The organism is Bradyrhizobium sp. HKCCYLS3077, from assembly GCF_051167555.1.
Lineage (GTDB): Bacteria > Pseudomonadota > Alphaproteobacteria > Rhizobiales > Xanthobacteraceae > Bradyrhizobium.
On sequence record NZ_JBNPTH010000006.1, the window covers coordinates 59,838 to 82,109 of the forward strand.

Annotated in this window: 21 protein-coding genes; 11 read left to right on the plus strand and 10 right to left on the minus strand. The window is 66.2% G+C overall.

The window, feature by feature from the left end; translation table 11 throughout:
* The 6 genes from ACQR0Z_RS23755 to ACQR0Z_RS23780 form a co-directional block, all read right to left on the minus strand.
* Positions 1-1,803 (minus strand): gamma-glutamyltransferase family protein, encoded by a 1,803-nt coding sequence (locus tag ACQR0Z_RS23755; RefSeq protein ID WP_434920254.1) that lies wholly within the window; start codon positions 1,801-1,803, stop codon positions 1-3.
* Positions 1,804-1,942: 139 nt separating this feature from the next.
* On the minus strand, positions 1,943-2,950 hold the full coding sequence (locus tag ACQR0Z_RS23760) for an ABC transporter ATP-binding protein (RefSeq protein ID WP_434920255.1): 1,008 nt from the start codon (positions 2,948-2,950) through the stop codon (positions 1,943-1,945).
* Complete coding sequence (locus ACQR0Z_RS23765) at positions 2,947-3,930, minus strand: ABC transporter ATP-binding protein (RefSeq protein WP_434875274.1); 984 nt, start codon at positions 3,928-3,930, stop codon at positions 2,947-2,949. Before ACQR0Z_RS23765 ends, ACQR0Z_RS23760 begins: the two co-directional genes overlap by 4 nt.
* A gap of 31 nt (positions 3,931-3,961) precedes the next feature.
* Entirely contained in the window at positions 3,962-4,930 is a 969-nt protein-coding gene (locus ACQR0Z_RS23770; RefSeq protein ID WP_434875275.1) for an ABC transporter permease, read from the minus strand.
* A 2-nt stretch (positions 4,931-4,932) separates the two neighbouring features.
* Entirely contained in the window at positions 4,933-5,913 is a 981-nt protein-coding gene (locus tag ACQR0Z_RS23775) for an ABC transporter permease (RefSeq protein WP_434862067.1), read from the minus strand.
* Between the two features lie 109 nt (positions 5,914-6,022).
* Complete coding sequence (locus ACQR0Z_RS23780) at positions 6,023-7,618, minus strand: ABC transporter substrate-binding protein (protein ID WP_434862066.1); 1,596 nt, start codon at positions 7,616-7,618, stop codon at positions 6,023-6,025.
* Between the two features lie 526 nt (positions 7,619-8,144).
* Between ACQR0Z_RS23780 and ACQR0Z_RS23785 the strand changes: the two genes are divergently transcribed.
* Both ACQR0Z_RS23785 and ACQR0Z_RS23790 read left to right on the plus strand, forming a co-directional pair.
* Positions 8,145-8,405, plus strand: coding sequence for a DUF6489 family protein (locus tag ACQR0Z_RS23785; protein ID WP_006613360.1), 261 nt, complete (start codon positions 8,145-8,147; stop codon positions 8,403-8,405).
* Positions 8,406-8,539: 134 nt separating this feature from the next.
* A complete protein-coding gene (locus ACQR0Z_RS23790) occupies positions 8,540-9,544 on the plus strand; it encodes an alpha/beta fold hydrolase (RefSeq protein WP_434920256.1) in 1,005 nt (334 codons plus the stop codon).
* A gap of 296 nt (positions 9,545-9,840) precedes the next feature.
* On the opposite strand, the gene ACQR0Z_RS23795 is transcribed toward ACQR0Z_RS23790, so the two are convergent.
* A complete protein-coding gene (locus tag ACQR0Z_RS23795) occupies positions 9,841-10,761 on the minus strand; it encodes an alpha/beta fold hydrolase (RefSeq protein ID WP_434920257.1) in 921 nt (306 codons plus the stop codon).
* A gap of 144 nt (positions 10,762-10,905) precedes the next feature.
* Between ACQR0Z_RS23795 and ACQR0Z_RS23800 the strand changes: the two genes are divergently transcribed.
* The 8 genes from ACQR0Z_RS23800 (at position 10,906) to paaE (ending at position 17,280) form a co-directional block, all read left to right on the plus strand.
* Positions 10,906-11,724: a hypothetical protein gene (locus tag ACQR0Z_RS23800; protein ID WP_434862094.1), complete on the plus strand. Its 819-nt coding sequence runs from the start codon at positions 10,906-10,908 to the stop codon at positions 11,722-11,724.
* Between the two features lie 138 nt (positions 11,725-11,862).
* Entirely contained in the window at positions 11,863-12,339 is a 477-nt protein-coding gene (locus tag ACQR0Z_RS23805; protein WP_257169208.1) for a phasin, read from the plus strand.
* Between the two features lie 93 nt (positions 12,340-12,432).
* The gene (gene paaX / locus ACQR0Z_RS23810) at positions 12,433-13,314 is read left to right on the plus strand and encodes a phenylacetic acid degradation operon negative regulatory protein PaaX (protein ID WP_434920531.1); all 882 of its coding nucleotides are present in this window, start codon (positions 12,433-12,435) and stop codon (positions 13,312-13,314) included.
* Positions 13,315-13,392: 78 nt separating this feature from the next.
* Entirely contained in the window at positions 13,393-14,382 is a 990-nt protein-coding gene (gene paaA, locus ACQR0Z_RS23815) for a 1,2-phenylacetyl-CoA epoxidase subunit PaaA (RefSeq protein ID WP_434920258.1), read from the plus strand.
* A gap of 15 nt (positions 14,383-14,397) precedes the next feature.
* Entirely contained in the window at positions 14,398-14,685 is a 288-nt protein-coding gene (paaB, locus tag ACQR0Z_RS23820) for a 1,2-phenylacetyl-CoA epoxidase subunit PaaB (RefSeq protein ID WP_316183427.1), read from the plus strand.
* Between the two features lie 133 nt (positions 14,686-14,818).
* Positions 14,819-15,595, plus strand: a complete 777-nt coding sequence (gene paaC, locus ACQR0Z_RS23825) for a 1,2-phenylacetyl-CoA epoxidase subunit PaaC (RefSeq protein ID WP_434920259.1) — start codon at positions 14,819-14,821, stop codon at positions 15,593-15,595.
* Complete coding sequence (paaD, locus tag ACQR0Z_RS23830; RefSeq protein ID WP_434920260.1) at positions 15,589-16,092, plus strand: 1,2-phenylacetyl-CoA epoxidase subunit PaaD; 504 nt, start codon at positions 15,589-15,591, stop codon at positions 16,090-16,092. The genes paaC and paaD overlap by 7 nt, the downstream gene beginning before the upstream one ends.
* A 108-nt stretch (positions 16,093-16,200) precedes the next feature.
* Positions 16,201-17,280, plus strand: coding sequence for a 1,2-phenylacetyl-CoA epoxidase subunit PaaE (paaE, locus tag ACQR0Z_RS23835; RefSeq protein WP_434920261.1), 1,080 nt, complete (start codon positions 16,201-16,203; stop codon positions 17,278-17,280).
* A 252-nt stretch (positions 17,281-17,532) separates the two neighbouring features.
* Here paaE and paaK read toward each other — a convergent pair whose 3' ends face one another.
* Complete coding sequence (gene paaK, locus ACQR0Z_RS23840; RefSeq protein ID WP_434920262.1) at positions 17,533-18,855, minus strand: phenylacetate--CoA ligase PaaK; 1,323 nt, start codon at positions 18,853-18,855, stop codon at positions 17,533-17,535.
* 20 nt (positions 18,856-18,875) lie between these two features.
* Complete coding sequence (gene paaI / locus ACQR0Z_RS23845) at positions 18,876-19,337, minus strand: hydroxyphenylacetyl-CoA thioesterase PaaI (protein WP_434920263.1); 462 nt, start codon at positions 19,335-19,337, stop codon at positions 18,876-18,878.
* 242 nt (positions 19,338-19,579) lie between these two features.
* Between paaI and ACQR0Z_RS23850 the strand changes: the two genes are divergently transcribed.
* Complete coding sequence (locus ACQR0Z_RS23850; RefSeq protein ID WP_434920532.1) at positions 19,580-20,626, plus strand: YeeE/YedE family protein; 1,047 nt, start codon at positions 19,580-19,582, stop codon at positions 20,624-20,626.
* Between the two features lie 179 nt (positions 20,627-20,805).
* Here ACQR0Z_RS23850 and ACQR0Z_RS23855 read toward each other — a convergent pair whose 3' ends face one another.
* Positions 20,806-22,023, minus strand: coding sequence for a bifunctional alpha/beta hydrolase/OsmC family protein (locus tag ACQR0Z_RS23855; protein ID WP_434920264.1), 1,218 nt, complete (start codon positions 22,021-22,023; stop codon positions 20,806-20,808).
* Positions 22,024-22,272: the final 249 nt, after the last annotated feature.

A 22,272-nucleotide genomic window follows, 5' to 3' on the forward strand; every position in this document is an offset into this window, starting at 1 on the left:
TCAGCGTCCCGCGGCGTAGCCCTGCATGCCCCGCGGATTGGCTGCGGCGCGGCGGCGGCGGCCGACTCGCGAAGCGGCCGTCAGGCGGCCCTCCGACCAGTCCGGGCCGACTTCGACGACATGGCCGCGGCGGCGCAGCTCCTCGATAGTGGCTTTGGGCACGCGGCCCTCGACCACCAGCACGCCGGGGCGCGCGGTGCGCGGCCAGAACGAGATCGGGAAATGCTCGGAGTGCCAGGCGGGTGCGTCGATCGATTCCTGCAGGTTCATGCCGGCATGGACGTGGCGCAGGAAGAACTGCGTGTTCCACTGGTCCTGCTGGTCGCCGCCGGGCGAGCCCCAGGCGACGTAGGGCTCGCCGTCGCGCAGCGCCATGGTCGGCGACAAGGTCGTGCGTGGCCGCTTGCCGGGCACCAGCGCGGCCGGATGATTCTCCTCCAGCCAGAACATCTGCGCGCGGGTGCCGAGGCAGAAGCCGAGCTCGGGGATGACCGGCGAGGATTGCAGCCAGCCGCCGGACGGCGTCGCCGAGATCATGTTGCCGTCGCGGTCAATGATGTCGAAATGCACGGTGTCGCCGCGCACCTCGCCGAAGCGGCCGACGGTCGGCTCGCCCGAACCCATCGCGCCGACCGCCTCGCGGTTGCCTGCCGCCTCGCGCAGCTTCACCTCGGCGCCGTAGCCGTCGAGCTTGCCGGGCCGCAGTTCCAGCGACGCCTTCTCCGTGATCAGCTTGCGCCGCTCGTCGTTATAGGCATCCGACAGCAGCGCCTCGATCGGGATGTCGGCAAAGTTCGGATCGCCGTAGAACGCCTCGCGATCGGCGAAGGCGAGCTTCGCAGCCTCGATCTGCCAATGGATGAAATCGGGGCCGGTCGGGTCGAGGCCGTCGAGAGCAAAGCCCTTGAGCAGCGCGAGTTGCTGCAAGAGTACCGGACCCTGGCTCCAGACGCCGGCCTTGCAGACGGTGTAGCGGCCGTACTGATAGGTCAGCGGCGCCTCGATGGTCGGCTGCCAACGCGCCATGTCGTCGGCCGTCAGCACGCCCTTGTGGCGCGACCCCGAGACGTCCATCACCTCCTGAGTCCGACAGAAGCGATCGATGGCTTCGGCAACAAAGCCCTGCGACCACGCCTTGCGGGCGCGCTCGATCTGCGCGTCGCGATCACTGCCCGCGCTCTCGCCTTCGCTGAGGATCCGCGCGTAGGTCTCGGCGAGCTTGGGATTGGTGAACAGCGTGCCGGGACGTGGCACCTCGCCGTTCGGCAAATACAGCGCGGCAGAGGTCGGCCAATGCGTCTTGAACAACTGCTCGACGGTCTGGATCGTCGCCGAGACGCGCTCGACCAGCGGATAGCCGTCGCGGGCGTAGGAAATCGCCGGCTCCAGCACGTCGCGCAGCCGCATCGTGCCGTAGTCGCGCAGCAGCAGCATCCAGGACTCGAAGGTGCCGGGGACGCAGGCCGCGAGCAGTCCGGTGCCGGGCACCATGTCGAGGCCCTCGCGCTTGTAGTGCGCGATGGTGGCGCCTGCCGGCGCGGGGCCCTGGCCGCAAATCACCTCGGTGCGGCCGCGCTTCACGTCGTGCAGGATGATCGGCACGTCACCGCCGGGGCCGTTGAGATGCGGCTCGACCACCTGCAAGGTAAAGGCGGCCGCGACGCCGGCGTCGAACGCGTTGCCGCCGCGCTCCAGCATCGCCATGCCGACCGCGGTCGCGAGCCAGTGCGTCGACGTGACGACGCCGAAGGTGCCGTCGATCTCGGGGCGGGTGGTGAAGGGATCGGGATTGATGAAGCTCATGGCGCGTTTTGATCTGTCCTAATTACGCGCCGTCATTGCGAGCGAAGCGAAGCAATCCAGGGCCGTGGGTGACGCCCCTGGATTGCTTCGTCGCTTCGCTCCTCGCAATGACGACCCATTTGAATTCCGTCGTCTCGCTTCACGCAACCGATGCCGTCGGAACGGCCGTCGCTGCCGGCTGGTTCACTGCGTGGCAGGCGACGCCGCCGATCAACTCCGGCGACTTCTGCCGGCACAGATCGAACGCGAGCGGACAACGCGGATTGAACGTGCAGCCGGACGGCGGATTGATCGGGTTCGGGATCTCGCCCTTGACCGGGATGCGCTGGCGGCCGGACATCGACAGATCCGGCACCGCGCCGAGCAGCATCCTGGTGTAGGGCATGCGCGGATCGTTGAAGAGCTGGCGCCCCTCCGCGATCTCGACGATGCGGCCGAGATACATCACGCCGATGCGGCTCGCCATGTGGCGGACGACCGCGAGATTGTGGCTGATGAACAGATAGGTCAGGCCGAACTTGTCCTGCAGGTCGCGCATCAGATTGAGGATCTGCGCTTGCACGGATACGTCGAGCGCCGAGGTCGGCTCGTCGCAGACGATGAAGTCGGCCTCCGAGGCGAGTGCGCGCGCGATCGCGATGCGCTGGCGCTGGCCGCCGGAAAATTCGTGAGGGAATTTCTGGCCGTCATCCGGATGCAGGCCGACCAGCGTCAGGAGCTCGCCGACTCGGTCCCTGATCTGGCGCTCGCCCTCGATCACGTTGAAGGCGCGGATCGGCTCGGCGATGATGGATTCGACGCGGAAGCGCGGATTGAGGCTGGCATAGGGATCCTGGAACACCATCTGAATGCGCCGGCGCAGCTTGCGCCGCGCCTGCGCCTGACGTGCTTCGCTCATCGACACGCCGTCGATGATGACCTCGCCGGAGGTCGGCGCCAGCAGCCCGACCACCATGCGCGCGACCGTCGTCTTGCCGGAGCCGGACTCGCCGACCAGCGCGAAGGTCTCGCCCTTCCGGATGCCGAAGCTGACGCCGTCGACCGCCTTCAGGAATTCCTGAGGCTGGCGTTCGATCATGCGGTTGAGCCAGGGTTTCGAGACGTCGAACACCCGGCGGAGATCCTTGACCTCGACGAAATCGCTCATGCCGCGGTCTCCGTCGCGCGATCATACAGATGGCAGGCGACCGCCTGCGTGCCCCGCTGCTGCGGATCGGGCCTGTCGATGCGGCAGCGGTCGAAGGCGGCGTTGCAACGTGGATTGAACGAGCAGCCCGCGGGGATCGCCGACAGCCGCGGCATCGAGCCGGGGATCTGCACCAGCCGCTTGTCCTCGCCCGCGAGAGTCGGGATCGCGCCCATCAGGCCCTTGGCGTAGGGGTGCAGTGGGTTCTTGATGACCTCCTGCACCGGCCCGATCTCGGCGACGCGGCCGGCATACATCACCGCGACGCGGTCGCAGGTCTCGGCGATCACGCCCATGTCGTGGGTCACCAGCATCACGGCGGTGCCGTGGTCGCGGCCGAGCCGCTTGATCAGCGAGATGATCTGCGCCTGCACGGAGACGTCGAGCGCGGTGGTCGGCTCGTCGGCGATGATCAGTTCGGGCTCGGCGCACAGCGCGAGCGCGATCACGACGCGCTGGCGCATGCCGCCGGAGAATTCGTGCGGATAGCCGTCGATGCGCTTCTCGGGGGCGGGGATGCCGACCTCGGCGAGCAGGTCGATGGCGCGCTTGCGCGCCTGCTGGTCGGTAAGGTTGGTGTGGGTCTTGATGGTCTCGATGATCTGGTCGCCGACGCGGTACAGCGGATTGAGCGAGGTCAGCGGATCCTGGAAGATCATGCCGATGCGCTTGCCGCGCACCTTGCGCATCTCCTCCGGCGGCAGGTTGTCGATGCGCAGGCCGGAGAGCAGGATCTCGCCGCCGGAGATGCGGCCGGGGCGGTCGATCAGGCCGATCACGGCAAGGCCCGTGACGGACTTGCCGGCGCCGGATTCGCCGACCACGCCGAGCACCTCGCCCTTGGCGATGTCGTAGGAGACGCCGTCGATCGCGCGCAGGGTGCCGCGCCTTGTCTCGAACTCGACCTGCAGGTTGCGCACGGACAGAACGGGGGCGGTCATGAGGTTGAGACCTTCATACGCAGGAGCGGGGTCATCGCAGTTTCGGGTTGAGCGCGTCGCGCAGCCAGTCGCCGAGCAGGTTGATCGACAGGATCAGCCCGGCCAGCGCGATGCCGGGGAAGGCGACGATCCACCATTCGCCGGCGAACAGATAGTTGTTGCCGATCCGGATCAGGGTGCCGAGCGAGGGCATCGTCTCCGGCATGCCGGAACCGAGGAACGACAAGGTCGCCTCGGTGATGATCGCGAGCGCCAGGTTGATGGTCGCGATGACCAGCACCGGGCCTGTCGTGTTGGGCAGCACGTGGCGCAGCATGATGACCGGCGCCGGCAGGCCGATCAGTTGCGCTGCCGCGACGTAGTCCTTGTTCTTCTCGACCATCACGGAGCTGCGCACCGTGCGCGCATATTGCACCCAGAAGGAGAGGCCGATGGCGAACACGAGAACGCCCAGCATGCTCAGCCATTCCAGGTGATTGCCGGAGACCGACTTGGCGATGCCGTTGACCAGCAGCGCGATCAGGATCGGCGGGAAGGTGAGCTGCACGTCCGCGATGCGCATGATCACGGTGTCGACGCGGCCGCCGAAATAGCCGGCGACGAGACCGAGCGTGATGCCGAGCGCGCCGGAGAACACGACGCCGAGAATGCCGACCAGCAGCGAGATGCGCAGGCCGTAGAGGATGGCCGAGAGCACGTCGCGGCCCTGCTCGTCGGTGCCGAGCAGGAACGGGCTCTGCCCGTCGGCGGTCCATAGCGGCGAGATGCGCGAGTTCAGCAGCTGCAGCTGCGCGGGATCGAACGGGTTCTGCGGCGACAGCAGCGGCGCGAAGATCGCGAGCAGGAAGAACACGAGCGTGATCACGGCCGCCGCCACGGTGAGCTTGGAGCGCCGGAACGAATAGAACAGGTCGCTGGCGAGCGCGCGCTTCAGCCAGCCATCCGCGGCTCTGTGCGGCGCTTCGGTGGGGGCGGGGTGGGGCAGGGCTGCGTCGCTCATGATCAGGCCGGACGGCTGATGGTCGCGCGCAGGCGCGGATCGACCACGGTGTAGAGGATATCAACCACGAGATTGATGGTGACGAAGATCAGCGACACCATCATCAGATAGGCCGCCATGATCGGGATGTCGACATTCTGCACCGCCTGCACGAACAAGAGGCCCATGCCCGGCCATTGGAACACCTGCTCGGTGATGATGGAGAAGGCGATGACCGAGCCGAACTGCAGGCCGACCACGGTGATGACCGGCACCAGGGTGTTGCGCAGGGCGTGGCCGAAATGGATGGCGCGGGTGGTGAGGCCGCGGGCGCGGGCGAAGCGGATGTAGTCGGTGCGCAGCACCTCCAGCATCTCGGCGCGCACCAGCCGCATGATCAGGGTCATCTGGAACAGGCCGAGCGTGATCGAGGGCATGATCAGCGCTTTCCAGCCCGACAATGTGAACAGGCCGCTGCTCCACCAGCCGAGCTTGACGACGTCCCCGCGGCCGAACGAGGGCAGCCAGCCGAGCGTCACCGAGAACAGGTAGATCAAGAGGATGCCGATCAGGAAGGTCGGAAGCGAGATGCCGATCAGCGACACCATCTGGAACAGCTTGGCCAGCAGCGAGTCCCGGCGCAGGGCCGAGAACACGCCCATCAGGATGCCGAAGAAGAGTGACAGGATGGTCGCGCAGATCGCAAGCTCCAGCGTCGCGGGCATCCGCTCCTTGAGGAGATCCGAGACCGGCTGCCGGAACTGGTAGGACACGCCGAACTTGAACTGGGCCGCATTGTAGAGATAGCGGCCGAACTGCACGATGAAAGGATCGTCCAGACCCAGGGATTCGCGGATGCTGGCGCGCTCCGCCGCCGAGGCATCGATGGCGACCAGCTGGTTCACCGGGTCGCCGGCGAAGCGGAACATGGCGAACGAGATGATTCCGACGGCGATCATCACGCCGATGGCCTGGATCGCTCGGCGAAGCGCGAAGGCGAGCATCTGACCCTTTCAGGACTTGCGAGACGCGGCGGCGGGTAGCACCTGCCGCAGGAAATGAAAAGTCCCGAAAAGCAGTTCTGCTTTCCGGGACTTTGGCGTGCGGTATCGACTACTCGGTCTTGGTGGCGAGGAACAGCAGCACGGCGTTGTCGGCGCGCAGCGGGATCTTCACCTTCTTCGAGACGCCCCAGGCGACGGCCTGCTGGTGCAGCGGGATGTAGCCGTAGTCCTTGATGCCGATCTCGAACGCCTGCTTGATCAGCTGATTGCGCTTGGCGGTGTCGGTCTCGACCAAGACCTTGTCGGTCAGCGCATCGAACTCCTTGTTGCAGTAGTTGCCGAGATTGGCTTCACCGCGGGTCGGATCCTTGGGGTCCTCGCGGCAGCCCATGATGTCGTGCATCACGTTGTGCGCGTCCATCGAGGAGGGGGTCCAGCCGAGCAGGAAGAACGAGGTGTTGTAGCCGCCCGGCTTCAGCACCTTGGCGAAGTACTGCGCCTTGGGCTGCGCGTTCAGGCTCACCTTGACGCCGATGCGGGCGAGCATGCCGACGACGGCCTGGCAGATCGCGGCGTCGTTGACATAGCGATCGTTGGGGCAGTCCATCGTCACCTCGAAGCCGTCGGGATAGCCGGCTTCGGTCAGGAGCTTCTTGGCGGCGTCGGGATCGTATTTTGGCCGCGTGAACTCCTTGGACAGCGGGAACAGCTCGGGGGCGATCATGAGCGCCGACGGCGTCGACAGGCCGCGCATGACGCGGGTCTTGATCAGCTCGACGTCAACAGCCTTGTAGAAGGCCTCGCGGACGCGGACGTCCTTGAACGGGTTCTTGCCCTTGATGTTCGAGTACAAGAGCTCGTCGCGGGTCTGGTCCATGCCGAGGAAGATGGTGCGCAGCTCCGGTCCCTTCAGGACCTGTGCGTTCGGGCTGGAATCGACGCGGCCGATGTCCTGCACGGGAACCGGCTCGATGATGTCGACCTCGCCCGACAGCAGCGCGGCGACGCGCGTGGCGTCGGAGGAGATGGTGGTGAACACGATCTCCTTCAGATTATGCTCGGGCTTGCCCCACCAGTTCGGATTGACCTTGAACACGGTCTTCACGCCCGGCTGATGGCTCTCGATGATGAAGGGGCCGGTGCCGTTCTCGTGCAGCGCGGCGTAGCTCGGCGTAGTTGCCGACACCGGCGTCGGCGCGACGGAGTTGTTCTCCTCGCACCACTTCTTGCTCATGATGTACCACGTGTCCCACTGCGAGATCAGGATGGGATTGGGCGCATCGAGCTTCACGTCGACGGTGTAGTCGTCGACCTTGATGAATTTCGCGTCGGGTGGAACGTTCGACAGGAAGTTCGAGCCGGTGGCGCGGACGCGTTCGGCGGAGAAGATCACGTCGTCGGCGGTGAAGGGTTCACCGTTGTGGAACTTGACGCCCTTGCGCAGGTGGAAGCGCCAGCGGGTCGGCTCGGGCGTCTCCCAGCTCTCGGCCAGCGCGGGGATGATCTTGAGATCCTTGTCGCGCGCGGTGAGCCCCTCATAGACGTGGGCGTGGTGCGCAATCGTGGTCGATTCCTTGAAGGTGTAGGGATCGAGCGACTTCAGAGTGCCCTGGTTGGCATAGCGCAGGGTCTGGGCCGAAGCCGGCATGACGGCGAGGCCGAATGCCACCGCCGCCGCGATGAGCAGGGATTTGCGTCCCGACATATGTCCAAATTCTCCGCGTTTGACGCTTGTTTTCGCGGCAGGCGCGATTGATCCGGCCTGCCTTGCTTGAAGTTCTTGACTCGAAGTTCGTGAAGTCTGCAGCGCCTCTTGCACGAACTTCAAGAAACAACAAGACGCCGGGCGATATGCTTGCAAGTCTGATGCCGCACCGGAACGGAGCGATCCGGAGACTGTCGGCTGGCGGTGCGCCGTATGACCAGCGGCACATCGATGGAATCATGTTGCCAGAGTTCATCGGCGGCACACAAGTGCAGTTTGTTTAAGCCTAAACGATATGGTTATGGGCCGGCGCCGCTGTGCAGCGCACGCGGCGACCCGGTCGCGACACGGCGGCGCCTGGATTGACCATCTCCCGGGAATTGCGCACCTGCAGCAACGCGCCGCTTGCTAGAGGGGGGCTCGCGCGGTGATACTGTACGCCTGACCTGCCGAGTCCGGGACACCTTGCGGTACCGGGACATGGCGGGAGACGGTGTGGGCGTCGTTTGAACAGCGCGGAGCGGATATGAAAGTCAATATCGAGATCGATTGCACCCCGCTCGAGGCGCGGCAGTTTTTCGGACTTCCCGATGTCGGTCCGATGCAGTCGGCGGTGATGGACCGGCTGCAGCACCAGATGACCAGCAATATCGACAAGCTGACGCCGGAGGCGATCATGCAGAGCTGGTTCACCTTCGATCCGCGCCTGGCTGAGCGGTTTCAGGACCTGATGCTGACCATGACGGGCCTCGGCGGCAGCCGGTCGAGCGACAAGAAGTCGGCCTGACCGAAAGCGGTCCTCGGCGACATCAGCGCGGAACTCGCGGGGCGAGGCGCGCCACACCAGCAGGCTCGGAGCAAGCCTCCTTGCCGTCGTCAGACTGGCCAGCATAGGCCGGCTGACCCATTCAGGGAGGTTGCATGAGCGATCCGATTGGGATGCCGCCGCTGCAATTCGCGCAGACGAACGGCATACGGATGGGATTCTACGAGGCGGGCCCGGCGACGGATCGGCCGCCGTTGATACTCTGCCATGGCTGGCCGGAACTGGCCTTCTCCTGGCGGCACCAGATCAAGGCGCTGGCGAACGCCGGCATCCGCGTCATTGCGCCGGACCAGCGCGGCTATGGCGCCACCGACCGGCCGGAGCCGGTCGAGGCCTATGATCTCGAACATCTCACCGCGGACCTCGTCGGACTGCTGGATCATCTCGCAATCGACAAGGCGATCTTCGTCGGCCACGACTGGGGCGGCTTCGTCGTCTGGCAGATGCCGCTGCGGCATCCGGACCGCGTCGCCGGCGTGGTGGGCATCAACACGCCGCATTTGCCGCGCGCGCCCGCCGATCCGATTGCCATCATGCGCAAGCGCTTCGGCGACATGATGTACATCGTGCAGTTCCAGGATCCCGCGCGCGAGCCCGACCGGATCTTTGGCAGCCGCGTCGAGCAGACCTTCGACGCCTTCATGCGCAAGCCGCTGCCGCGCAACGATCCTCCATCGACCGAGCCGCCGGCCGGCGGGATCGCGGCGTCGCCCTCGCTCAATCTGGCGTTCCCCCAGATGATCGCGGCTTATGATGCCGCCCAGGATAAGCGGCGGCCGATCCTGTCAGATGACGAGAAGCAGGTGTTCGTCGAGACGTTCTCGCGCACCGGCTTCACCGGCGGCATCAACTGGTATCGCAACATGACCCGCAACTGGCTGCGATCGGAAGAACTCGACCACACCGTGCGGGTGCCGTCGCTGATGATCATGGCCGAGAACGACGCCGTGCTGCCGCCCTCGGCCGCTGACGGAATGGAGAAGCTGGTGCCGGACCTCGAGAAGCACCTCGTCCGCGACAGCGGCCATTGGACGCAGCAGGAGCAGCCCGAAGAGGTCAGCGCCAAGCTGATCGAATGGCGAAGGCGTAGGTTCGGGTAGGGCACGGCGGTTCGTTGTCAGACGGACGGCGGGAAAGCCGCCAAGCAATTGGCGACAGCCGAGCCAAACAACCGGTGTCATCCCGGACAAGCCTGCCGACGCAACGCGTCGGCGGGCGCCGATCCGGGATCCATAGCCACCGCCCCTGATGGTGCAAGCGAGCCGGAGCCACAGCGCGTCGCAAACACCACCGCCGGTGGTTATGGGTCCCGGCTTTCGCCGGGACGACAGCTGAGCGCTTGGCGGGGAGCTTGCCCCAGACCCTTCGCGCAGCCCCACGACCCTTCGCGCTGATGCTACGCCGCCTGCGCGTTCGCGCCGTGCGCGTGCTCGGCGATCGCCTCGATGATCACGGGCCAGGTCGGCGTCGGGATGGCATGGCCCATCTTGTCGAGCATCAGCAGCCTGGCGTTCGGGATCGACTCCGCAGTGTCCTTTCCAGCCGTGTGATGCACCAGCGGATCGACCCTGCCGTGGATCACCAGCGTGGGCGCCGTGACGCTGTGCAGCCGCGGCTTGCGGCTGCCGGAGGCGAGGATCGCGCGCAGCTGGCGGCCGACGCCGGCGGGGCTGGGGCCACGGGCGAAACAGCGCTCCGCCAACTCGACGTCGCGGGCCTCGTCCTCGGGGAACGAGCCGGCGCGCAGCACCTTCCAGGTCTTGAGGAAGCGCCTGATGTATTCGTCCTTCGTCCGGGGCGGCGGCGCCATCAGCAGCATCGCGACCTCGCGGGTCGGCGGTGGAAGGCGCGGATTGCCGGTGGTCGACATGATCGAGGTCAGCGAGCGCACGCGATGCGGGAAGCTGATCGCGATCTCCTGCGCGATCATGCCGCCCATGGACGCGCCGACCAGATGCGCCGACTTGATGTCGAGCGCGTCCATCAGCCCGACCGTGTCCTTGGCCATGTCGAGAAGCTTGTAGGGCGCTGACACCGGGATGTTGAAGAAGCGCAGCTTGAGCAGCTCGAACGGAGTCAGGCGACGCCCGCCATGCAGCTTGCTGGATTGCCCGACGTCGCGATTGTCGAAACGGATGACATGGAAACCGCGGTTTGCGAGCTGTTCGCAGAACTCGTCGTACCAGATGACCATCTGGCCGCCCAAGCCCATAATCAGCAGCAGCGGGGGCGCCGTGGGATCGCCGAAGGTTTCGTAGCAGATGTCGATACCGTTGGCGCGCGCGATCTGCGGCGGCTGATGAGCGGTGATAGTCACAGGAATCCTCTTTCAGGGCCAACGGGTCTTCTATGCCACGGTTCCGCTGATGGAGAGAAGCAGACCGCGTCTCCCGCATTGCAACGTAACCGTGCTATGAGAGGTTGTGCTTTGAGTCTCCGCGTGGCCTGAAGGAGTGTGCCGATGACCAACAAATCCGGCGACCCGATCGCGTTCTGGCAGCAGATGGTCGGTGAGATGCAGAAGAGCTTCACGGCCTTCACACGATTGCGTCCGATGGGCGCGGCGACCGGCACCTCCAATGATCCCGCAACTTCTGGAAACGGACAGAAGCCCATGGCCGATCTAATGGAAAACTACTTTGCCGGCATGAATGTGCCGAGTCGTGGCCAGCTCACCGCCTTGAGCGAGCGGCTGACCTCGATCGAGAGCGAGCTGGCGGAGACGCGGGCGCTGCTGAAGGAGTTGCTGGCCGCGACCAAGGTGCCAGCACCGACGGTGAAGCCTGCCCCCGATCTCGCCCCGCAGTTGAGCGAGATCAAGGGTTTGCTCGACGTGCTGGTCGCGACGTCCAAGGTCCCGCCGTCCGTCGCCCCGGCGCCGGTGGACGTCACGCCCGAACTCCACGAGATCAAGGCTTTGCTGGGCGAGCTTGTTGCCGCATCCAAGGCACCTCGGCCGGACGTGAAACCGCCCGTCGATCTCACGCCCCAGTTGAGCGAGATCAAGGCGCTGCTCGACCAACTTCTGAACGGTGCGCCGGCGCAGGAACCTGCGGCCGCTGCCTCGATCGAGGTGGAGTTGCGCGAGATCCGGTCGGCGCTCGATGTGCTGGTGAAGCAGACCCGGCATGCGGGGGAGGGGGCCGAAGCGACTGAGGTTCCGCCTCCGACCGAGGTTCCGCCTAAAACCGAGGCTCCTGCGTCGGCCGAAGCCGCCCCGAAAGCCGCCGAGCCGGTTCGCCACGGCAAGTCGCGCAACAAGAAGCACGGCGGCGGCTGAGCCGCATTCCCTATCCTCCCGCAATGGTGCGCTGCAACATAAGTGTTGCGATGCACCATTTTTGTGGTATGGTTGAGTTACTCCGGTTTTCTTAGGGACGGAGCGAGAGCCATAGCTCAGACGAGGATGGAGACGACCATGACCACCGAGACCAACAAAGTGTTCGAGACCGTCAAGGATGCCTTCGCGCCGATGACGGACGCGCTGAAGAACCTGCAGACGATGGAAGTGCCGGAATCCGCGCGGGAGTTCGTCAAGAAGACCGCGTCGACCGCCAAGGAGCGCGCTGCGGAGGCCCTCGCCGGCTCCGAGAAGGTGACCTCGGCGATCGAGACCGCCGTGTTCGACGGCGTCACCGAGGCCGGCAAGATCAGCCGCAACATCCAGCAGGCGCTGTACCAGGACACCGAGGCGTTCTTCGACGGCCTGGACAAGCTGGCGTCCGCCAAGTCGATCAGCGAAGCCGTTGCGATCCAGGGTGAGCTGGCCCGTGCCCGCGGCGAGGCGCTCGTCGCCCGCGCCAAGTCGACCAGCGAGTATGTCGGCAAGCTGGTCACCGAGGGTGCCAAGGTTGCCCAGGAAAACATGGCCAAGGCCTACAACAAGACCGCCTGATCGCGCCTCACGCGTCAGTGGAACGATCTTCAAGGCCCGCGTCTCGCGGGCCTTTTCTTTTGTGCTTAAGCGAAACCGGCTAAAGCCATGGCCATGCCGCAGCCGCTGTCCCGCATCGTTAACGAGCTGAAGAGCGAGCCGTCGCGCACGGGCTCGCTGATCATCACCGTGTTCGGCGACGCCATCGTGCCGCGCGGCGGCAGCGTCTGGCTGGGCAGCCTGCTCGCCTTCTTCGAGGGGCTCGCGATCGACGGCAGTGTCGTGCGCACGGCGATGTCGCGGCTGACCGCGGAGGGCTGGTTCGAGCGGACGAAGAGCGGCCGCAACAGCTTCTATCGCCTGACCCGGCGCGGCGAGCAGACCTTCGCCGGCGCCACCCGGCACATCTACGATGCGCCGCCGGCCGAATGGAACGGCAGCTTCGAGCTGGTGCTGACCGGCAGTGCCGATGACCGCGAGCAGGCACGGACAGCGCTGCGCGATGCGGGCTTCGGCAGCCCGCTGCCCGGCGTGTTCGTGGCGCCATCGAGCATCGCCGTGCCCGACGCGGTGGAGGGCGCGATCCGGCTGCAGGCCTCCGCGGGCTCGGAGATGGCGCGACGGCTGGTGGCGGAGAGCTGGGCGCTGGAACGGACGGCAGAAGCCTATCGCAAGTTCAGCGCCTCCTTTGCGCCGCTCAAGGCCAGCATCGAGCGCGGCGAGGCGCTGTCCGACGGCCAGGCCTTCACCGCCCGCATCCTGCTGATCCACCACTACCGCCGCATCGTGCTGCGCGATCCGCTGCTGCCGGCGGAACTGCTGCCCGGGGACTGGCCGGGGCGGCAGGCGCGGGCGCTGTGCGGCGAAATCTACCGGCTGCTGCTGCCCGGCGCCGAGCGCTGGCTTGATGCCCATGCGATCAACGAGGACGGGTCGCTGCCGGCGGCGGATGTGGCGCTGACGCGGCGGTTCACCGACACGGATGAGGCGCGTTGATATATTACGGAATTCGATTGCATTGCTCGAATTTTGTAATATGTTGGCGGCAACCAAGTCCTGGGAGGATGCCGCCGCATGTATACGCAGGCGCTTAACTCGCCCGAGGAGGGCAGCCACGCCGAGGACGCCGTGCGCGCCCAACGCTTTCAGGCCCGCATTGATGCCGAGGAGCGCATCGAGCCCAACGACTGGATGCCGGCGGCCTATCGCAAGACGCTGGTCCGGCAGATCTCCCAGCACGCCCATTCCGAAATCGTCGGCATGCTGCCCGAGGGCAACTGGATCACGCGCGCGCCGAGCCTGCGCCGCAAGGCGGCGCTGCTCGCCAAGGTCCAGGACGAATGCGGCCACGGGCTCTATCTCTACGCCGCCGCAGAGACGCTCGGCGCCTCCCGCGAGGAGCTGGTCGACGCGATGCTGGCTGGCAAGGCCAAGTACTCCTCGATCTTCAACTACCCGACACTGACCTGGGCGGATATCGGCGTGATCGGCTGGCTGGTCGACGGCGCCGCGATCATGAACCAGATCCCGCTCTGCCGCTGCTCCTACGGTCCTTACGCGCGCGCGATGATCCGCGTCTGCAAGGAGGAGTCGTTCCACCAGCGCCAGGGCTACGAGATCATGCTGACCTTGTGCCGCGGCACGGCCGAGCAGAAGGCGATGGCGCAGGATGCGCTGAACCGCTGGTGGTGGCCGGTGCTGATGATGTTCGGTCCGCCGGATCAGGCGAGCCAGCACAGCGACACGTCGACGAAATGGAAGATCAAGCGCTTCTCGAATGACGAGCTGCGCCAGAAGTTCATCGATGCCACTGTGCCGCAGGCGCAGTATCTCGGGCTGACGAAGCCTGATCCTGAGATGACGCAGGACGAGCAGGGCCACTGGCGGCACGGTCCGATCGACTGGAACGAGTTCAAGCAGGTGCTCGCCGGCAACGGGCCGTGCAATCGCGATCGGCTGGCGGCGCGCCGTAAGGCGCATGCCGACGGCGCCTGGGTGCGCGAGGCGGCCGCGGCCTATGCCGAGAAGCGTGCGCGACGCCACATGGCGCAGGCCGCCGAATAGAACAGGGAGAGCGAGATGGCGACGCCAAACACGCCGTTGTGGGAGGTCTTCATCCGCAGCCGCAACGGGCTTGCGCACAAGCATTGCGGCTCGCTGCATGCGCCCGACGCCACCATGGCGCTGCAGGCCGCGCGCGACCTCTACACCCGCCGCGGCGAAGGCCTGTCGATCTGGGTGGTGCCGTCGAGCGCGATCACCGCGTCCGACCCCGCCGACAAGGGCATGATGTTCGAGCCGGCGGAGACGAAGATCTATCGCCATCCGACGTTCTACGAAGTGCCGGACGAAGTCGGGCACATGTGAGTGGGCACGGCTACTAGCCGTCGTCATTGCGAGCGCAGCGAAGCAATCCAGACTGCACGCTCGGATGTATCCCTGGATTGCTTCGCTGCGCTCGCAATGACGGAGGTCGTGGCGAGCCGACCGGATCTCAACCATGACCGCGCCCTCAATCACCGTCTCCGAAACGCCGCTGGTGCTGTACACGCTGCGTCGCGCCGACGATGCGCTGATCCTCGGCCATCGCCTGTCCGAATGGTGCGGCCACGCGCCCATGCTCGAAGAGGATATGGCGCTGTCCAACATGGCGCTCGACCTGATCGGCCAGGCACGCGAGCTCTATAGCTATGCCGCGAAGGTCGAGGGCCGCGACAATGACGAGGACAAGCTCGCTTATCTCCGCGACGTCAGACAGTACCGCAACCTGCTGCTGGTCGAGCGGCCCAACGGCGACTTCGCGCAGACGATGGTGCGGCAGCTGTTCTATGCGGCGTTCGCCGATCTGTATTGGCGCGGCATGATGGGCTCGACCGATGCGACCTTGGCGGCGATCGCCGCCAAGTCGGAGAAGGAGTTCGCCTATCATCTGCGCCATTCCAGCGAATGGGTGATCCGGTTGGGCGATGGCACCGACGAGAGCCATGCCCGCGCGCAAGGAGCGGTTGACGATCTCTGGGCGTATACTGGCGAGATGTTCAGCGTCGACGAAAGCGAGCGCGGCCTGATCGATGCCGGCATCGCGATCGATCCGACGATGCTGCTGCCGGAATGGCTGTCGATCGTCTCGCATGTCGCGCGCGAGGCGACGCTCGTGCTGCCCGAGAACGACTGGATGCAGCAGGGCGGCCGCGACGGCCGCCACAGCGAGCATCTCGGCCATCTCCTGAGCGAGCTGCAAACCATGCAGCGCAGCTTTCCCGGTGCGACGTGGTAGTCGCCGACACCAGCCCGGCCGAGCTGCGCCAGCGCGCCTGGGAGGCGGCGGCGTCGGTGGCTGATCCGGAAATCCCGGTGCTGACGATCGACGATCTCGGGGTGCTGCGCGCGGTCGAGGTGGTCGGCGACCGCGTCGAGGTCGCGATCACGCCGACCTATTCCGGTTGCCCCGCGATGAACATGATCGCGCTGGAGATCGAGCTCGCGCTGGAGCGCGCCGGTTTTCGCGAGGCCAGCGTCCGCACTGTGTTGTCGCCGGCCTGGACCACCGACTGGATGAGCGAGGAGGGCCGGCGCAAGCTGCGAGACTATGGCATCGCGCCGCCGCAGCCGTCGAGCGGACGCCGCGCGCTGTTCGGCGTCGCCGCGGTGGCGTGCCCGCAATGCGGCTCTGATGACACCGAGCAACTCGCCGAGTTCGGCTCGACCTCCTGCAAGGCGCTGTGGCGCTGCAAATCGTGCCGCGAGCCGTTCGATTACTTCAAGTGCCACTGATGCCGCCACATCCGTCATCGCGAGCGCAGCGACGCGATCCAGGGGCACGTCCGGAGCCCTGGATTGCTTCGTCGCTTCGCTCCTCGCAATGACGCGGGGATAGAACCGATGTCGACAACGCCACGCTTCCATCGTCTTGCCGTCCGTGACTTGCGCCGCGAGGCGCCGGATGCGGTGTCGCTGACGTTTGCCATTCCAAGCGAGCTGGCTGCCGACTATCAGTTCGCCCCCGGGCAATATCTCACGCTGAAGACCACGCTTGGCGGCGAAGAGGTCCGGCGCTCCTATTCGATCTGCTCCGGCCCCGATGACGACGAGATCCGCATCGCCGTGAAGCGCGTCGATGGCGGCGCGTTCTCCAGCTTCGTCACCGACGAGTTGAAGCGCGGCGACGAGATCGACGTGATGACGCCGACCGGCCGCTTTGGCGTGGCGCTCGATCCGGCGGCGGCGCGGACCCATGTCGGCTTCGCGGCGGGCTCGGGCATCACGCCGATCCTGTCGATCGTGAAGGCGGTGCTGGCGCGCGAGCCGGACAGCCGATTTTTCCTGTTCTATGGCAACCGCACGACCGCGGGCATGCTGTTCCGCGAAGAGCTCGAGGAGCTGAAGGACCGCTTCCTGCCGCGCTTCTCGGTGTTCCACGTCATCTCGGGCGAGGAGCAGGATCTGCCGATCCTGCATGGCCGCCTCGACGGCGAGAAGGTGCGCCTGCTGTTGCGTTCGCTGGTGCCGGCCGAGAGCGTCGATCACGTCTTCATCTGCGGCCCCACCGGGATGAGCGAGGACATCGAGGCCGCCTGCCGTGCGCTCGGCATCGCCGAGGACCGCGTCCATGTCGAGCGTTTCGTCTCCGGCGCCGGCGGCAAGCCGCGGCCGAAATTGGTTGTGCCGGACTCGGCTCCGCCCAAGGCGATCGCCGCCCTGATCATCGACGGCAAGCGCCGCGAGGTGCCTGTCGCCGAGGGCGAGGCCATCCTCGACGCCGCGCTCCGCGCCGGTGTCGATCTGCCTTTCGCCTGCAAGGGCGGCATGTGCTCCACCTGCCGCGCCAAGCTGGTCGAGGGCAGGGCCGAGATGGAGCTGAACTACTCGCTCGAGCCGTGGGAATTGCAGGCCGGCTTCGTGCTGACCTGCCAGGCGAAGCCGGTGACGGAGCGGGTGGTGGTGGACTACGATCATATGTGAGAGGGTGCGCCACCACTGATACTCCTCACCCTGAGGAGCCCGCCAGAGGCGGGCGTCTCGAAGGGCGAGGCCCGGATTGTGGCCTCATGGTTCGAGACGCGCCGCGCACGACCACTTGTGCAGAGTGGCTGCCTGATCGGCGCGGCGCTCCTCACCATGAGGGGCAACAGCAGGCGGCACTGCACACCGACCATGAACATGCCGAGAGGGGTGTGTTCATGGAGAGGGTTGAGACTGCGGCGCTCTGATCCATCACTCCAGCGGCCTCTTATCCTTGATCCGCTTCGCCTTGCCCGCCGAGCGCTCCAGCGTATCGGGCGGCACCGCCTTCACCTTCGCCGTCACGCCGATCGTATTCTTGATGTGGATCGAGATCCGCTCCGCGTGCTCGCTTAAGCCCGTCTCGTCCCAATGCTCCGGCCGCGACTCCGCGTAGATCGTCAGCTCGTCCATGCGGCCTTCGCGCGTGAGCTCGAGCAGGAAATGGCCGCCACACCATTCGGTGGTCAGCAGGATCTCCTCGATCTGTGACGGGAACAGGTTGACGCCGCGCAGGATGATCATGTCGTCGGAGCGGCCGGTAACCTTCTCCATCCGCCGCATGCCCGGCCGCGCGGTGCCCGGCAGCAGCCGCGTGAGGTCGCGGGTGCGATAGCGGATCACGGGGAAGGCCTCCTTGGTCAGCGAGGTGAACACCAGCTCGCCCATCTCGCCGTCGGGCAGCACACGGCCGGTGTCGGGGTCGACGATCTCCGGGTAGAAATGATCCTCCCAGATGTGCAGACCGTCCTTGGTCTCCAGGCACTCCTGCGCGACGCCGGGGCCGATCACCTCCGACAGGCCGTAGATGTCGGTGGCGTCCATGGCGAAGGCGTCCTCGATCTCGGCGCGCATCGCGTTGGTCCAGGGCTCGGCGCCGAAGATGCCGATTTTGAGCGAGCTCTGGCGCGGGTCCAGCCCCTGGCGCCTGAACTCGTCGAGGATCGCCAGCATGTAGCTCGGCGTCACCGTGATGATCTCGGGACGGAAGTCATTGATGAGCTGCACCTGCCGCTCGGTCATGCCGCCGGAGATCGGCACCACGGTGCAGCCGAGCTCTTCGGCGCCGTAATGCACGCCGAGGCCGCCGGTGAACAGGCCATAGCCATAGGCATTGTGGATGATCATGCCGCTGCGCCCGCCGGCGGCGCGGATCGAACGCGCCATCACGGACGACCAGGTCGCGATGTCGTTCCTCGTATAGCCGACCACGATCGGCTTGCCGGTCGTCCCCGAGGAGGCGTGTACGCGCACCAGTTGCTCGCGCGGCACGGCGAACATGTTGAACGGATAGTTGTCGCGCAGGTCGGTCTTCACCGTGAAAGGAAATTTGGCGAGGTCGGCGAGCTCGCGGAAGTCCGAGGGATGCACGCCGGCCTTGTCGAAGGCCTGCCGGTAATGGGCGACGTTGTCATAGGCGTGCTTCAGCGACCAGGCGAGGCGCTCGGTCTGCAGCGCCATGATCTCGTCGCGCGAGGCGCGCTCGGCCGCGTCCATCTCGGGCACGTAGCTGCCGGCCGATTGATGCTTGGTCATGGGTCAGGTCCTCCGGCGGATCAGCTTGCGGCCTCGTGCGTGCCGGCCGGCACCAGCGTGCCGCCGATGCTGCGGGAATGGCCGCGGAATTCTGCGATGATGGTCTCGCCCGCGGTGACGCGGACGTCGTAGATGCCGGAGCGGCCGCTGCGCGACACTTCGTGGGCGCGGGCGGTCAGGACATCGCCGAGCTTGCCCGGGCGGATGAAGCTGATGCTGCCTTGCGCCGCGACGGTGCGGTCGTTGTGGGAGTTGCAGGCGAAGGCGAAGGCGGAATCCGCCAGCGTGAAGATGAAGCCGCCATGGGCGATGCCATGGCCGTTGACCATGTGCGGCTGGATCGTCATCCGCAGGGTCGCGCGGCCCGGACCGATCTCGACGATCTGCATGCCCAGCCCCTGGCTGGCGCGATCATCCTGCCACATCGCGTCTGCACAGGCCCGGGCGAGGGCGTCGGGGGAGAGGGGCGCCGCTCCGCTCATCGGCCGGCCTCCGGCCGTGCGCAAGCCAAGACTGGCGCAACAAGGTGCGCAGGTGAAACCACGGCGTTCTCTCCCGGTGATGCTTGTTGGAACAAGCATTCTGAACTAGTTAAGCGCAATATCGTGGCGAATATTCCGCGCGCGTCAAGCGAAAGCGAAGCTTGCGCAGCCCGCGTGCCGCCGCCCTTTTTCCGCAACCAGAAGGACTCCCGCGCGTGCCGGAAGCTGCTGATGTGGCCATCATGGCCGGCCTCGGGATTGGCCTCGTCTATGGCGTGGTCGGACTGCTCAGCGGCTTCTGCATGATGAGCAGCCTGCGCGGCTGGTGGGCGGACGGCGACGGTCGGCTGGTGCGCACCTACGCGCTGGCGATGGGCATCGCGGTGGTCGCCACGCAGCTGCTCGCGGCCAACGGCGCCGTCGACCTCGGCAAGTCGATCTATCTGCAGCCGACGTTCTCGCTGCCGTTGATGTTCGCCGGCGGTGTGCTGTTCGGCTACGGCATGGTGCTGGCCAATGGCTGCGGCTCGCGCGCGCTGGTGCTGCTGGGACGCGGCAATCTGCGCTCCTTCGTCGTTGTCACCGTGCTGGCGATCGCGGCGGAGATGACGCTGAAGGGCCTGATCGCGCCGCTGCGTATTGTGCTGCTGCAGGGCTCGCAGACCAATGCGACGGCGACGTCGCTGCCGGCGCTGCTCTCGATCGGTGGCCTGCACGGCGCACCGGCGCGGCTGCTGCCGGCGCTCGCGCTCGGCGGCGCGCTGCTCGTCTTCGCCTTTGCGCATGCACCGTTCCGGCGCGCGCCGGGGCAGATGCTCGCGGGCCTCATCGTCGGTCTGCTGATCGCCGGCGGCTGGTTTGCGACCGGATATCTCGGCGCTGATGATTTCAACCCTGTGCCGGTGGCATCCCTGACCTTCGTCGCGCCGATCGCCGATGCCCTGCAATACGTGATGCTGTCGACCGGCTCGACGGTGAATTTCGGCATCGCGACCGTGGCCGGCGTATTGGCCGGCAGTCTCGTGACCGCACTCGTCACGCGCCGCTTCAAGCTCGAAGGCTTTCATTCGCCTCAGCACATGCTGCGCTCGGCCGGCGGTGCCGCGCTGATGGGGATCGGCGGCGTCATGGCGCTGGGCTGCTCGGTCGGGCAGGGGCTCACGGGACTGTCGACCCTGGCGCTGCCGTCGTTCGTGGCGATCGGCGGCATTTTCATCGGTACGGCAGTTGCCCTGCGCGGCGCGTTGCGCGTGCGGCCGTTGAAGATCGAGCCGCAGCCGGCGCATTAGTTCACTTCCGTCACCGCCACGGTCATTCCGGGGCAATCGTCGATGCGCGCTTGCGCATCGGCGATTGAACCCGGAATCTCGAGATGGTCGGACATGAACGCAAGACAAACTCGGGATTCCGGGTTCAAGGCCTTGCGGCCTTGCCCCGGAATGACGGTGAGTGGGACGCGGTCGAATGCTCACTCCACCGCGCGGGTGACGATGCGGATCTCCGAGGTGAGCGTCCGGTGCACCGGGCATTTGTCGGCGATCTCCATCAGCTTCCTGCGCTGCTCATCATCGAGCGCGCCGTCCAGGTGGATCTCGCGTTCGAGCTGATCGATCAGTCCGACCTTGGTCTCGCATTCCGCGCAGTCCTCCGCATGAATCTTGCTGTGGCGGAGTGTCACGGTGATGCGGTCGAGCGGCAGGAACTTGCGATCGGCATAGAGCCGCATCGTCATCGAGGTGCAGGCGCCGAGCGCGGCGAGCAGCAGATCATAGGGGCCTGGACCGGTATCCTGGCCGCCGACCGAGAGCGGCTCATCGGCCGTGAGACTGTGCGGGCCGAGCGCGATGCTTTGCTGCAGCTTGCTGGAGCGGGTCTCGCGCACGACGACGTCGCGCGGACCATCCGTGGTGGCGGGCTCAGGCGTTGCCGGCGCGACATAGCGGCTGGCCCAGCTCGCGATCACCTCCGCAATGTAAGCGGCATCCTGCTTGTTGCTGATCAGATGATCGGCATGGTCGAGCGAGATGAAGCTCTTCGGATGCTTGGCGGCGACGAAGATGTGGGTCGCGTTGTCGATCCCCACGGTGTCGTCGACGGGCGAGTGCATCACCAAGAGCGCCTTGTGCAGATGCTTGACATTGTCGAGCAGGCGCTGCTCGGCGACGTCGTCGAGAAACGAGCTGCTGATGCGGAACGGGCGGCCCGCCAGCGACACCTCAGCCGAGCCGTCGCGGCGGATCGCTTCGAGGCTGTCCTTGAACATGTCGGTGACATGCGCCGGATCGGACGGAGCGGCGATCGTCACCACGGCCTTCGCATCCGGGATGTCGCCGGCCGCGGCGAGCACGGCGGCGCCGCCGAGGCTGTGGCCGATCAGGATCGACGGCGCCTGCCGGGTCTCGCGCAGATGATCGGCGGCGCGGACGAGGTCGGCGACATTGGAGGAGAACGTCGTGTTGGCGAAATCGCCCTCGCTGGAGCCGAGACCGGTGAAGTCGAAGCGCAGCACCGCGATGCCATGCGCCGTCAGCGCCATCGCAATGCGCCGCGCCGCATGCGTGTCCTTGCCGCAGGAGAAGCAATGCGCGAACAGCGCATAGGCGCGCGGCGACCCGTCGGGCATGTCGAGGGCCGCGGACAGTTTGTCGCCGCTTGCGCCGTCAAACTGGAAACGTTCGGTCGGCATGATGTGGTCCCCCCTCTTGTTGTCCACTTGCGGCGATGACGCCTCACATCCTGATATAGCAGATCGGGCCTGCATGTGTCGGTGCCCGGAAACGACCGGCACCTTTCGTGCGGCCCCTGGATTGCTTCGCTGCGCTCGCAATGACGGTCGTGGCGGGCAGCGGGTGCTCCACAAACTCCGTCATCGCGAGCGCAAGCGAAGCGATCCAGGGGCTCAGCAATCACGCGATGACGTCAGCAACGACACCCC

What these genes read in the sequence shown, in the direction of transcription:
- ACQR0Z_RS23770 (WP_434875275.1), bottom strand. Translation starts at nt 4,930, where the DNA reads ATGAGCGACGCAGCCCTGCCCCACCCCGCCCCCACCGAAGCGCCGCAC.
- ACQR0Z_RS23765 (WP_434875274.1), bottom strand. Translation starts at nt 3,930, where the DNA reads ATGACCGCCCCCGTTCTGTCCGTGCGCAACCTGCAGGTCGAGTTCGAG.
- paaX (WP_434920531.1), top strand. Translation starts at nt 12,433, where the DNA reads ATGCCGCAGCCGCTGTCCCGCATCGTTAACGAGCTGAAGAGCGAGCCG.
- paaC (WP_434920259.1), top strand. Translation starts at nt 14,819, where the DNA reads ATGACCGCGCCCTCAATCACCGTCTCCGAAACGCCGCTGGTGCTGTAC.
- paaE (WP_434920261.1), top strand. Translation starts at nt 16,201, where the DNA reads ATGTCGACAACGCCACGCTTCCATCGTCTTGCCGTCCGTGACTTGCGC.
- ACQR0Z_RS23780 (WP_434862066.1), bottom strand. Translation starts at nt 7,618, where the DNA reads ATGTCGGGACGCAAATCCCTGCTCATCGCGGCGGCGGTGGCATTCGGC.
- ACQR0Z_RS23775 (WP_434862067.1), bottom strand. Translation starts at nt 5,913, where the DNA reads ATGCTCGCCTTCGCGCTTCGCCGAGCGATCCAGGCCATCGGCGTGATG.
- paaK (WP_434920262.1), bottom strand. Translation starts at nt 18,855, where the DNA reads ATGACCAAGCATCAATCGGCCGGCAGCTACGTGCCCGAGATGGACGCG.
- ACQR0Z_RS23785 (WP_006613360.1), top strand. Translation starts at nt 8,145, where the DNA reads ATGAAAGTCAATATCGAGATCGATTGCACCCCGCTCGAGGCGCGGCAG.
- ACQR0Z_RS23755 (WP_434920254.1), bottom strand. Translation starts at nt 1,803, where the DNA reads ATGAGCTTCATCAATCCCGATCCCTTCACCACCCGCCCCGAGATCGAC.
- ACQR0Z_RS23850 (WP_434920532.1), top strand. Translation starts at nt 19,580, where the DNA reads ATGGCCGGCCTCGGGATTGGCCTCGTCTATGGCGTGGTCGGACTGCTC.
- ACQR0Z_RS23790 (WP_434920256.1), top strand. Translation starts at nt 8,540, where the DNA reads ATGAGCGATCCGATTGGGATGCCGCCGCTGCAATTCGCGCAGACGAAC.
- ACQR0Z_RS23760 (WP_434920255.1), bottom strand. Translation starts at nt 2,950, where the DNA reads ATGAGCGATTTCGTCGAGGTCAAGGATCTCCGCCGGGTGTTCGACGTC.
- paaA (WP_434920258.1), top strand. Translation starts at nt 13,393, where the DNA reads ATGTATACGCAGGCGCTTAACTCGCCCGAGGAGGGCAGCCACGCCGAG.
- ACQR0Z_RS23855 (WP_434920264.1), bottom strand. Translation starts at nt 22,023, where the DNA reads ATGCCGACCGAACGTTTCCAGTTTGACGGCGCAAGCGGCGACAAACTG.
- paaB (WP_316183427.1), top strand. Translation starts at nt 14,398, where the DNA reads ATGGCGACGCCAAACACGCCGTTGTGGGAGGTCTTCATCCGCAGCCGC.
- ACQR0Z_RS23800 (WP_434862094.1), top strand. Translation starts at nt 10,906, where the DNA reads ATGACCAACAAATCCGGCGACCCGATCGCGTTCTGGCAGCAGATGGTC.
- paaI (WP_434920263.1), bottom strand. Translation starts at nt 19,337, where the DNA reads ATGAGCGGAGCGGCGCCCCTCTCCCCCGACGCCCTCGCCCGGGCCTGT.
- ACQR0Z_RS23805 (WP_257169208.1), top strand. Translation starts at nt 11,863, where the DNA reads ATGACCACCGAGACCAACAAAGTGTTCGAGACCGTCAAGGATGCCTTC.